Here is a 10,627-nt window from a genome sequence, read left to right as displayed (position 1 = left end):
GCAGGACGTTATCCGCCGAAAAATCTAAGGCCTGCTTGGAAGCGCAAGCTGGTCGACGGGATGCTGGCGGATTGGGGGATATCGATCAGGCGGGCCTGCAAGGCGCTAACGTTCGACACCTCGACCTACCATTACAAATCTCGCCGCACCGGGCAGGCCGCGCTCGAACGACGGATTCGGGAGATTTGCGAGACGCGGGTGCGCTACGGCTACCGTCGCGTCCATGTGTTGTTGCGCCGGGAGGGATGGATCGTCAACATGAAGAAGACACGCAGGATTTACAACGAGTTGGGCCTTCAGCTCAGGAACAAGCATCCCAAGCGAAGAGTGAAGGCGAAGCTCAGGGAGGACCGCCAGGAAGCTGTCGGACCGAACGATGTCTGGGCTATGGATTTTGTTCATGACCAGCTTGCGACGGGCAAGAAGCTGCGCATCCTGACCATCGTCGACACCCATTCGCGCTATTGTCCGGCGACCGATCCGCGCTTCACGTATCGCGGCGAGGATGTGGTTCAGACCCTCGAACGCGTATGCGGCCAGATTGGCTATCCGAAGACGATTAGGGTCGACAATGGCAGTGAGTTTATCTCGCGGGATCTCGATCTGTGGGCTTACGCCAACGACGTCACGCTCGACTTCTCACGGCCGGGAAAGCCCACCGACAACGGCTATATCGAGGCCTTCAATAGCAAGCTCAGGGCCGAATGCTTAAACGCGCACTGGTTCCTGACGCTTGCAGATTCCCGTGAAAAGTTGGAGGATTGGCGTCGATACTACAACGAGGTTCGTCCTCACAGATCGGATATAATGTCCCGATCGCACTGCAAAATCCCGGTGGCGCCGCCAGCCCGTTACCGTGATCGCAGGCGGAAAACTCCAGCTCCCGGCGCTCCAAACTTCGGTCTCAGAGCACGTTCGCTGACCGTCTTGCTGAAGTTGATCAGAAAACCGGTGGCACCGTCCTGTTCGACGTGCGGGTAGATGGCAACGATAGCATTCAGCGAATGGCTGCGATTGGTTACGGCGCCGATGGCGTGGTGGCGTTTTTCATGGATGGCAACGCTGATATCACTTCGATGCCGGTCGACGGCGATTAAGCGACGCCCTGGTTGCCGAACTAGCCGCATGGTGCAGACTTCCAATGGCCGAGCAGATCAGCCGCATCTATCTAGATGCTTCAACCACGCTGATTGCGCAGATTGGTAAGGCCGGCAACGTGGACTAGCTGCCGGCGCCGTTACGGGATGAAATCATTGTTGATCCTTTCGGAGCCAGGTTGGTCCGCGTTAACGATGTTTGTTCGGATTTGATTAAATTGCAGCGCAGATGGTCATCGGATGTGGAAGATCAATCCGATTTGCGCCGCTCTCCTGCTCGCGCCACTCGCGGTAGCTGTTGCGTTGTTCGTGCTCGCCACGGTCTCTGACCGAGCGCATCCGCCGCAGCCTGATCATGGGTACACGTCGTCTATTCGATAGCGGTACGAGGAACCAATCCGCAACCGCAAGTTCGAGTCGCCGAAGTTGCGGAGTTTGCGTGTGAAAGACGAGTTTTTCGATACCCTGTGACGATCGAAACGGCCGAGACCGGGCGCTACCTGACTGTGACGCGAACTGCGCAGGCGGCAGCGCTGCTAATCGAGAAGTGGCCCAGAAAGACTGGTCCCAGATATAGTTCCGCGGTGAAGGCCGTTATGGACGTGATGGCTCAACGTAAGACTGTATCAGTTGTCCGGAAAGCGTTTGCTGCTGCGGCGAAGGAGGCTGACGTCTTCGTTTGCGAGGGTCGGCTTTAGGGGATGCCAGTTGCGCCATTTGCGCCCCAAACGCGATGGAATAATTCTCCATTTAGCGGCAAAAAACAGGCAACTTTTCCTGCATGAGGACGTTGCGAAGGCATGATCGTTGCGACGATCGACCTAGTGTGAGGAGATAAGAAATGAACTTCAAAATGCTCGCTATGAGCGCGATGGCGCTCAGTATGGTAACCGGAACTGCGCTAGCCGCTTCCAATGGAGGAACCTCCGCGCTCGACGATCCGGCGAAGATGTCGCCGTTTTTCACCGATGCTGGCATGAAGACGTTGAGGTCGGAAGCTGATTTCAAGACCGCATGGAAGTCCATGAAGCCAGATGAACAGAAAGCGGTTCTGAAAGACTGCGGCGACACCACGATCAATAAGTCGCATGCCGATTTCTGCGCGATGGCCAAGATGATGGGCGGCTGAAGCCGTGTAGGGAAGGCGGCGTCTGTACGCCGCCTTTCCCGTATTTTATCGAGCCGTTGAAGGTGCCGGCCAGAGGGACTATGTTGCCTCGAACGTTTACGGTTCTGGGACGCAAGACAGGGCAACACACGGACTGGTCAGAGTTCGAGACGCGCATCATCACGCGCGATGCATCTGGTTTGCTTGCGCTCTCCTTGTCCAATTCGGATCGGTTGCGGGCTGCGCTAGATGAACCATTGGGTTTGCTCGGTCGCGTGTGCTGGCTGACAATCTTCGTTTTTTCTCGATTGGATCAAGTACCAGTTGCAGCGTTTTCTTGGGTGTACTCTGCGGTCAGATGATCCTCAAGCTCCTCGACCTCGACCCAGTCGTTAAGCAGTGCTTGCATCGCGCGGCCATAGAGGCTGGAAAGTGAGTTTCTCCAAGGCCTGCTGCGGTGTCAGACCTGGCAGCCTCCGCTCTTCGGGATATTGATAGGCAAGTTCGTCCAGCGAAAACCGGCAGCGCTCGGCGATCTCAAGGGTTCGCGCGATCGCATCGGGATAGCGGCCAAACAGCCGCGCCATCTCGTCCGGCGGCTTCAGGTAGCTTCGGCATGCCGCTCACGCCGAAACCCGGCATCGTCGATGGTGACATTGTGCCGGATGCTGCGGCAATAGCCCGGAGCAGAAAGCGGCTATACGCGCGTGTAAGGCTGCTTTGACTGGGGAAGTCGAAGCGGAGACTGGACGAGGCATATTCTCGCCTTTGCTCGCAAGAAGGACATTCTCATGCAGGACCGTGACACGCCCTCGCCTCTCGGAAACTGGCGTCGACCCACGTTGACAACACCGCAAAGCGGGCGGCCATCATCAGGTTGGCCGCCTCCCGTCATTCATTTTCGCGAGCAACTTGATGACAAAGGAAACGGCGATCAGGGCGCCCATCTATGAAGTAAACGCAACTCCCTAATGACACCGACTGCCAAGCCGCCTTGGCCTCCCGCGTCGATGATTTGATAAGCCTTGCAGAGGGTGCGGGATGGGTCCGGAATCGTGCCGCTTCAGCATCAATGTACCTGACTGCCAAGCGACTCACTTCGCCATCTTACAGCACCTAATTGCCTGGGGCGCAGAGCCGAATGGTCGGCCCAATAGACGATTAACCAAGACGCCCGTTGGGCCAGGCAACTTGGCGTAATGTCTCCATATCTGCGGGGACACCTCTGAATGCAACGACTGCGAATATGACACTACTTTTGGCCGCCAGGATTTGTAGACCGAAGGGCGTACCTGCAGCCCGTTGTTTACACAGCGGTAAATGTCATTCTTGCCGCAATTTTTTTTTGGTGATGCTGCCATGGTTCAGGTCGAAACACTGGGTATCGCCGGCTTGCCTGTGAGAGTTGTCTTGAAGCTCCCCCAGTCGTCGAGGGAGCGTCGACAGTTTATGCGTACTGTCGGTGGCATTCTCGGGGAAGTCCATCTGAAGCGAACCAACTATTGTGCGAGGCGCTCTGGCCGGACTTTGAGGGTGACAATCAGGCCCTGTTTTGACCAATCGTAATCGATAGACCCACGCAGATGTCCTATGACACTCCGCTCAACCAGCCTGCTGCCATAGCCGGGCGCAGCGGAAGGTGCCTCGACGAGCGGCCCCCCATTTTCTGTCCAGACGATGATCACCGCTTCGTCCTGCGCCGTGCAGGCATCAAGCGTACCGGCCTCGGCCGACAGGGCACCATATTTGAGAGAATTGGTGGCAAGTTCATGGATGATAAGCGCCAGAATGGTTGCTGAGGACTCACCGACGCTCATCCGTGGCACCGACACCCGGATGCGCCCACTGAACGCTCCCAGGTCGTCATAAGGCGCGAGCAGGACAGTCAACAAATCGCCAAGCAGCGCCGAGGGCCTCGGTTTGGCCGGGCACCGGCCGCACCAGATCGTGGGCGCGCCCCAAAGCCGTCAGTCGCTGGGTAAGCTCGCGGGCCATGTCATTGGTCGTGGTCGTCGAACGCGAGCTGATCGCCGTAAGGCCCGATGCTATGGTGAGCAGGTTCTTGACGCGGTGGCTCATTTCCCCGGCGAGAAGCTCACGGCTCTCTTCGGCCTGTTTGCGTCCGGTCACATCAATGAAGATACCGAACATCAGCCGCTGGACCATTCCTTCGTCGTCGCCTTGGCCACGGGCGGAGATCCACTTGAGTTCGTCGCCGATCATGATCCGGAAATCGATCTCGTAGGGGCCGACGATCGACCGGGTGGCGTTGAAGGCCGCTCGAACCCTGTCGCGGTCGGCAGGATGGATGTGCGGACAAGTCTTCAAACTTGATGTCTTTGGTGCGCGGGATGCCCCAAAGGTCATAAGCGCGGTCATCCATGGCCAACGCATCACTGTCCACGTTCCAGGACCAAAGGGTCACGCCTGCGGCTTCGACAGCTCGGATCAGGTTCTTGGGTTCCCAAAGGAGAGGTTTGAGATGTTCAGCGCTGGTGGTCATTGCAACTCGCAAGGATGTCGAAACGAACAAACCGGATTCGATGCTCAAAAACTGGCTTGGCCGACCTGGTCATTCCAGGTCAGTGAAGAAGTCGCAGATCAGGTCTGCAACTTTAACCGCCTCGAAATCCGTCATATGCGCGGCTGTTTCCACCGCAGTCGTTTCCAGGTCATCCTGATCGACCGCCAGAAGGTCGAGGATACGGGCGAACCTGATCTTGAGTTCGCGGTTCTCTTCGAATTCGGTGATGGTGACCTGCAGGATGTTTGGGGTTGCCTCGATCAGGCGGGCCTGGATGCTGTCCGGCGATGCCGCAAGGATGCGTATCGCCGCGAAAAAATGCTCTCGCGCATTGGAGTGGGTTTCGTCCATGTGAATACTTTCTTCGCTTTCAGGCACGCCTTGGACGTGTGGCGCGGCGGCGATGATGAGCTCGGGGATGCAGTAGAGCGAGACTGACCGCGCCTTGGCGGCGCTTTGCCCTGCCTCCCCTTCTGTATGAGGAGGTCGGCCAATCTGTAGCATAGGTTTGTCCGATTACCTATCCGAACTGGGGTCCGCGAAGGCCAAAACTCTCGAGAGCCCACCTTGCTGCAACATGGAACGAAAACCTCGCTCCATCGTTCGCATTGCCCATCCGGACGAGGCAGTACACGAACGATGCGTTTTTTGACGTTCCCCTGATTGTCGAGACGTCAAAGCCGGGAGAGTTCCGGAGGTTGGCCAGTGTGGCTCAGGCCGCCGTATTCATGATAGAGCGCTGGCCCGAACCCCATGGTCCGCGCTATCGCGCCGCCCTCCAGGCCTGTACCGGGAGATTGACGTCCAAGGACGATGTCGAAAACGCCCGCCGCGCCTTTCTGGCGGCAGCCAAGGAAGCTCACCTCCTGGTGAAGAACGAGGATGAGGACCCAGACCTGGATCAGGCGGGCGACCGTCGGGCAGCGCCGCCATCACCGAGCGATCAAAAGCGGCGGGAGCGCGCGCGAATGGAGGAGGAAGAGGACTTTCTGGTCCGGTTCATCGCCCGGGAAACGGGTATTACAGAGGTTCAGGCCCGCGAACTCTTCCACATGGTTGGGGGCGACCGGGCCTTGTTGCTGAGCGAAGCGAAGAGGTTGAAGACGCAGCATTGAACGCTCCAGGAGAACCCTGCTGGCGCGTAGCATTGATCGTACTTCGGACCAATCGGTCGGCACCGGTTGTAGGGGCATCCGTTCTTCAACCAGCCGGAACGAAATGGGTGGGCAGTCGTTCGATCCATGAGGGGATGGCATACCAACGTGAGAAGGGACATCTCACCATGGGCGACGATAAAGACGAAGGCGCTCGGATGACGGAGCGCAACAAGCTTGCAGATCAACTTGCCAAGGAGACGCGGATCACAGAAGCGCAAGCTGCAGACCTCATCAAAATGCTTGGTACGGATCGCAATTCGCTGCTCCGCGAAGCGCGCGTGATATACCGCAGGCGCCTTCGATAGGCGCCAACAGGCCCGCCTACCGCTCAGTCGATAGGCGGATCATTAATCCCGAAATCCGCGGATTTTGCGGGCCACTCTGCGCTGTTGCCCGGCGCATTCTGACCAAGTCGCATCAACTTCCGCACCGCGTCGGAACGGCTAGGCATGCGTCTTTCGAAGCGCCAAGCGTCCAGAACCGCGAGTTCGTCGGCATTCAGCATGATCTGCAGACGATAGGTGCGCTTTGGAATTGTTCCGTTTGCCTTTTCGCGGCCTTCTCTGCGCCCAGGCCCCCTCTCCCGCGATTGCATCCATACGGCTGCCCTCCCGAGGCAGCCGTATGGATGGTAAAAAAAATTCAGGCACAGGCGAGTTCGACGCTGGCGGTTGCGCCCACTCCACCTGGCGCGCGCGGACGCGGCGCGACTGCTGCAGGGCATGGCGGCGGATCGTCATCATCGGGGCCGAAGAACTGGCCGCTCCTTCGCCAGCCCGCGCCACGACGTGAAGACGCCCGCCAAGGCAGGACGCGGGCCGAAAATTCCTCCACGGCCTCGGGCGTCTTATCCAAGGCCTTCAAAGCGCTCAGAATGCGCTCGACAGGGATAACCGTACCGTTGTCCAGCCGGCGTAGGGTTGGATGGTTCTCCACCCCATACACGTCGGATGCCCAAGAGGCGAGCAAGGCCCGTTTCTCGGCACGACAGAGACGCGGATGGTCAACCACCTTAGCCGGATCGTCGAGCAGACAGAAAAGTGCTTCGAGCTTGCCAAGGCGTGGCGAGAAGCGTGTCGGTGTCTGATAGCGTGTGTTCATCTCCGTTCTCCGCAATCTGGGCCTCCCGGCCGCGACCGGGAGGCGGACCGCAGTATTATGGTGAAAGTCGCGTTGATCAGGCGGCTTTGCGTGCGCGCTCAGTATCCTGCGAGATTTGCTTGCTGACCGCCGCGTCGCCTGACCCGATGCTGATGCGGCGGGGCTTCAGCTCCTCGGGAACCTCCCGGACGATGTCGATGGCGAGCAGGCCGTTCTCAAGGCTTGCCGCCTTGATCTTCATGTGGTCGGCCAGTCTGAACGACTGCCTGAAGCTGCGGTAGGCGATCCCCTGGTGAAGCAACTGGCGACCGCTCTGGTCATCGGCCTTCTGGCCGACAACGAGCAGTTCGGGTCCGTGCTGGGTCAGTTCAACCTCGTCCGGGCTGAACCCCGCAATCGCCATGGCGATCCGATAGTCATTCTCGCCGACCTTCTCGATGTTGTAGGGCGGCCAGTCGGTCCGGGTGCCGCTGTTCAGCATGTCGAACAGACGGTCGAAACCAACGGTGGTGCGATATAGAGAGTCAAAGGTTCTCATAGCCACATTCTCCTTAAAGCAACATGGGTACAAGGGACGCCGCCCTATGCGGCGCCGCCAGTCTTGCCGAGCCATACGGCCTCGACGGCGGATGAGTTAGGGGCGGACCAAAACGGCTTCAAGAGGCTAATTGCAAAAAAATTCGAAGAATCTGAATCGCCATCCCGAAAGGGCAGTTGAGCCTCGCCGTGCCTCGCAGGCTTGGCGACGGGTCCCCTCAAGCCGGACATGGCGAGAACCTCTCTACTTGCCAGAGGTTTTTCCATGAGCGTAGAGTTGCACATTTTAGCTAAAAAACGAGTGGAGACCGCTGCCCCCTAAGGTCAAGTTTGCGCCGCCGCTGTTTGATGTCAAGTTGAGATTCGGGCACTGGTGCCCAGGGACGGCGACCCCGGAACGGATGTTCACCAGCTACGTTATAGCTTGTTAAGACGAAACGGGGATTGGGATGGACGAAGTACCGCCGGCGAATGTTATCCCCTTCAAGAGGCCCGAAGTGTCCGACGAGAACGGCCGGGATTTCGACTATCAGGATTTTTTCGAAAACGGCGCTGTCGCGCTCCACTTGGTGAGCGCAAACGGCATCATTCTACACGCCAATAAGGCTGAGCTCGATCTCCTCGGTTACCCCACAGAAGACTATGTCGGCCGCCACATTGCCGAATTCTATCCCGACCGGCACGTCATCGATGACATTCTCCAGCGGCTGATCAGTGGCGAGAAGATCGCGAGATATCCGGCGCAGTTGAGGGCCTGTGACGGTTCGATAAAGCATGTCGAAATCACGTCGAGCGGTTATTTCCGTGACGGCAAGCTGATCCACACCAGGTGCTTCACAGCCGATGTAACCGATCTGGAACAGACCCGCTCTGAGCTCAAGCAGCAGGACAGCACTTATCGCCAGATTCTCGACGGCCTTCCCGTTGCCATCTACACGACGGATCAGCATGGCACGATTACCTACTACAACCGCGCCGCGGCCGATCTGGCAGGACGGGAGCCTGACATTGGCAAGGACAAGTGGTGCGTGATATTCAAGCTGTTCACGGCTGACGGCAAGGAACTGCCGCACGACGAGTGTCCGATGGCCATCGCGCTCAAGGAAAACCGGCCGGTCCGCAACCAGCACGCCGTAGCGCGGCGTCCCGACGGATCGTTTTTTCCGGTCCTCCCTCACCCCACGCCTCTGCGGGATGAGCAGGGCCACTTGATTGGTGCGGTCAATATGCTGCTCGACCTGACGGACCGCCAGCGTGCCGAAGAAGCCAGGCAACATTTGTCGGCGATAGTGGAATCCTCGTTCGACGCAATCGTCAGCAAGGATCTCAGCACCATCATCAAGAGCTGGAACCAAGGCGCCGAGCGACTGTTCGGCTATACCGCCGCCGAAGCGATCGGCAACTCGGTGACCATGCTGATCCCGGAGGAACACCAACATGAAGAACCCCGTATTCTCGAACGCATTCGGCGTGGCGAACGCGTCGAACCTTTCGAAACGACCCGACAGCGCAAGGATGGCGGCCTGGTTCCGGTTTCGCTGACGATATCGCCCGTGCGTAACGCAACCGGGCAGATCGTCGGCGCATCGAAGATTGCGCGAGACATCACGTCGGCGAAGGAGAATGAATACCGCATCCGGATGCTGATGCGCGAGGTCAACCACCGCGTGAAAAACCAGTACTCGGTCATCCTGTCGATGATCCGGGAAACCAACAAGCGGTCGGAGACACCCAAGCAGTTTGAATCCCAGGTGCGCGAGCGCATCATGGCGCTGTCTCGATCCCACGATCTCCTTGTATCAGCCGACTGGAAGGGCGCCTCCGTTGATGGGCTGTTGAAGGCCCAGGCCCAGCCTTTCCCAAGGGGCGACGTGATCGATATGTCGGGCCCATCATTGGTCCTCAGCCCCAATGCGGTGCAGTATCTCGGGATTGCCTTTCACGAATTGGCGACAAACTCGGCAAAATACGGCGTGCTTTCAGGGGACGATGGGAAGATATCTGTCACCTGGAGCATCACCGGTTCCGGAGCATCGAGACTTTTTCAGCTCACCTGGGCCGAAACCGATGGGCCGCAAGTCCAGACCATTGGAGAGGGCGGCTTCGGAACCGTGGTCCTCAAGCGGGTGGCGCCAGCGGCGGTTAGTGGGCAAGGCAGTCTCGAGTACGGGCCGCGTGGGGTGAGGTGGAGCTTGGAAGCGCCGTTGGCCGCCGTGGAGGCGTCCGTTGCCGATGGGAGTTAGAGGTCAGCTTCTCCGACTTCTGACTGCTTTGGATCGATCGCAGGGCCATTATGCCCGTGGACCTTCAGTTTGCTCTCGAAAACGGTACCTGCGGCCCCTTCCGCTCGCCGACGGTTTGCCCGAAACGCACAAGAAGTCCCGTAGCGATCTGGCGCGAGACTGCTTGTGAAAACAGAAATCCCTGACCAAGCTCGCAGCCGATTTCCAAGAGCATGCTGGCTTGCAGTTCGTTTTCAATGCCCTCGGCAACCACCCGGATGTTGAGCTTACGCGCGATGTCAATCAGGCCCTCGACGATTGCAAGGCTCGGGTCCCCCTGCCCAAGGCGGTCAGAACCACATAAAGCGAACTCGGCCCTCCGACCAGGAGGGTCAGGGCGTCGGCCATGGCGCCGAGGTCCGCTCCAATGTTGATTACGTTGGCGATGAAGAGCAGCGCCACAACGAAATAGAGCAGAGTTACCGGGTAATTTTTTCGAAGGTTGCCCGAAATTCCTTGCTCGGTCGTGCGGCCGATTCGGGCGGCAATCTCCTGGATTGCGGCCATCAGCGGCAGCGTAAACAGCATCGCCCAGCCGATCTTGAAGCCGAGTTGGGCGCCGGCCTGGCTGTAGGTCCCGATGCCAGAAGGGTCGTCGTCCGATGCCCCCGTGATGAAACCAGGGCCGATTGTTTTCAGAAACTTCTGAAACGGCCCCTGGGCGAAAACGTTGCTCTGTTCCTTTTCGACCTTTGAACTCACGTCGGTCATATACGGTCTTTTCCTCTCCGGAACGCGGTTATGGCAGCGTCAGGTAGAATCTGGCCAGGCAGCATGAAGCCAACCGCCACCATAAGCGTGGTTGCATAGGAGTTGCTGGC

At 58.5% G+C, this 10,627-nt stretch carries 9 protein-coding genes and 4 pseudogenes; 6 read left to right on the top strand and 7 right to left on the bottom strand.

The window, feature by feature from the left end; genetic code table 11:
• From A3A9_RS41500 to A3A9_RS0134210, 3 genes and pseudogenes are all read left to right on the top strand, one after another.
• Positions 1-860, top strand: a pseudogene (locus A3A9_RS41500) (IS3 family transposase); the annotation flags it as partial.
• A gap of 704 nt (positions 861-1,564) precedes the next feature.
• Positions 1,565-1,795, top strand: a complete 231-nt coding sequence (locus A3A9_RS46630; RefSeq protein ID WP_027062579.1) for a DUF982 domain-containing protein — start codon at positions 1,565-1,567, stop codon at positions 1,793-1,795.
• 143 nt (positions 1,796-1,938) lie between these two features.
• Positions 1,939-2,226: a hypothetical protein gene (locus tag A3A9_RS0134210; RefSeq protein ID WP_027062578.1), complete on the top strand. Its 288-nt coding sequence runs from the start codon at positions 1,939-1,941 to the stop codon at positions 2,224-2,226.
• A 404-nt stretch (positions 2,227-2,630) separates the two neighbouring features.
• Here A3A9_RS0134210 and A3A9_RS0134205 read toward each other — a convergent pair.
• The 3 genes and pseudogenes from A3A9_RS0134205 to A3A9_RS0134195 form a co-directional block, all read right to left on the bottom strand.
• Positions 2,631-2,872: pseudogene (locus tag A3A9_RS0134205) on the bottom strand (hypothetical protein); the annotation flags it as partial.
• Positions 2,873-3,704: 832 nt separating this feature from the next.
• Positions 3,705-4,708: pseudogene (locus A3A9_RS41495) on the bottom strand (sensor histidine kinase).
• Positions 4,709-4,777: 69 nt separating this feature from the next.
• Positions 4,778-5,233, bottom strand: a complete 456-nt coding sequence (locus A3A9_RS0134195; RefSeq protein WP_245279196.1) for a hypothetical protein — start codon at positions 5,231-5,233, stop codon at positions 4,778-4,780.
• 104 nt (positions 5,234-5,337) lie between these two features.
• Here A3A9_RS0134195 and A3A9_RS42015 point away from each other — a divergent pair, with 104 nt between their 5' ends.
• Together A3A9_RS42015 and A3A9_RS0134185 are read left to right on the top strand one after the other, a co-directional pair.
• Positions 5,338-5,844: a DUF982 domain-containing protein gene (locus A3A9_RS42015; protein ID WP_051371425.1), complete on the top strand. Its 507-nt coding sequence runs from the start codon at positions 5,338-5,340 to the stop codon at positions 5,842-5,844.
• A 167-nt stretch (positions 5,845-6,011) separates the two neighbouring features.
• A complete protein-coding gene (locus A3A9_RS0134185; RefSeq protein ID WP_027062575.1) occupies positions 6,012-6,191 on the top strand; it encodes a hypothetical protein in 180 nt (59 codons plus the stop codon).
• Positions 6,192-6,528: 337 nt separating this feature from the next.
• On the opposite strand, the gene A3A9_RS40340 is transcribed toward A3A9_RS0134185, so the two are convergent.
• Both A3A9_RS40340 and A3A9_RS0134170 read right to left on the bottom strand, forming a co-directional pair.
• Entirely contained in the window at positions 6,529-6,987 is a 459-nt protein-coding gene (locus A3A9_RS40340; RefSeq protein ID WP_051371422.1) for a hypothetical protein, read from the bottom strand.
• A 76-nt stretch (positions 6,988-7,063) separates the two neighbouring features.
• Positions 7,064-7,525, bottom strand: coding sequence for an Hsp20 family protein (locus A3A9_RS0134170; protein ID WP_027062573.1), 462 nt, complete (start codon positions 7,523-7,525; stop codon positions 7,064-7,066).
• 448 nt (positions 7,526-7,973) lie between these two features.
• Between A3A9_RS0134170 and A3A9_RS0134165 the strand changes: the two genes are divergently transcribed.
• The gene (locus A3A9_RS0134165) at positions 7,974-9,767 is read left to right on the top strand and encodes a PAS domain S-box protein (RefSeq protein WP_033839045.1); all 1,794 of its coding nucleotides are present in this window, start codon (positions 7,974-7,976) and stop codon (positions 9,765-9,767) included.
• Positions 9,768-9,831: 64 nt separating this feature from the next.
• Here the strand turns inward: A3A9_RS0134165 and A3A9_RS0134160 are convergent, their stop codons facing one another.
• Together A3A9_RS0134160 and A3A9_RS0134155 are read right to left on the bottom strand one after the other, a co-directional pair.
• Positions 9,832-10,044 (bottom strand): EAL domain-containing protein, encoded by a 213-nt coding sequence (locus A3A9_RS0134160; RefSeq protein ID WP_245279197.1) that lies wholly within the window; start codon positions 10,042-10,044, stop codon positions 9,832-9,834.
• 53 nt (positions 10,045-10,097) lie between these two features.
• Positions 10,098-10,517 (bottom strand): annotated as a pseudogene (locus tag A3A9_RS0134155) (divalent metal cation transporter); the annotation flags it as partial.
• Positions 10,518-10,627 lie beyond the last annotated feature (110 nt).

Origin of the sequence: Mesorhizobium loti CJ3sym, assembly GCF_000472785.1 — a bacterium.
Classification (GTDB): domain Bacteria; phylum Pseudomonadota; class Alphaproteobacteria; order Rhizobiales; family Rhizobiaceae; genus Mesorhizobium; species Mesorhizobium loti_E.
This window is presented reverse-complemented; position numbering and strand designations above follow the sequence as displayed.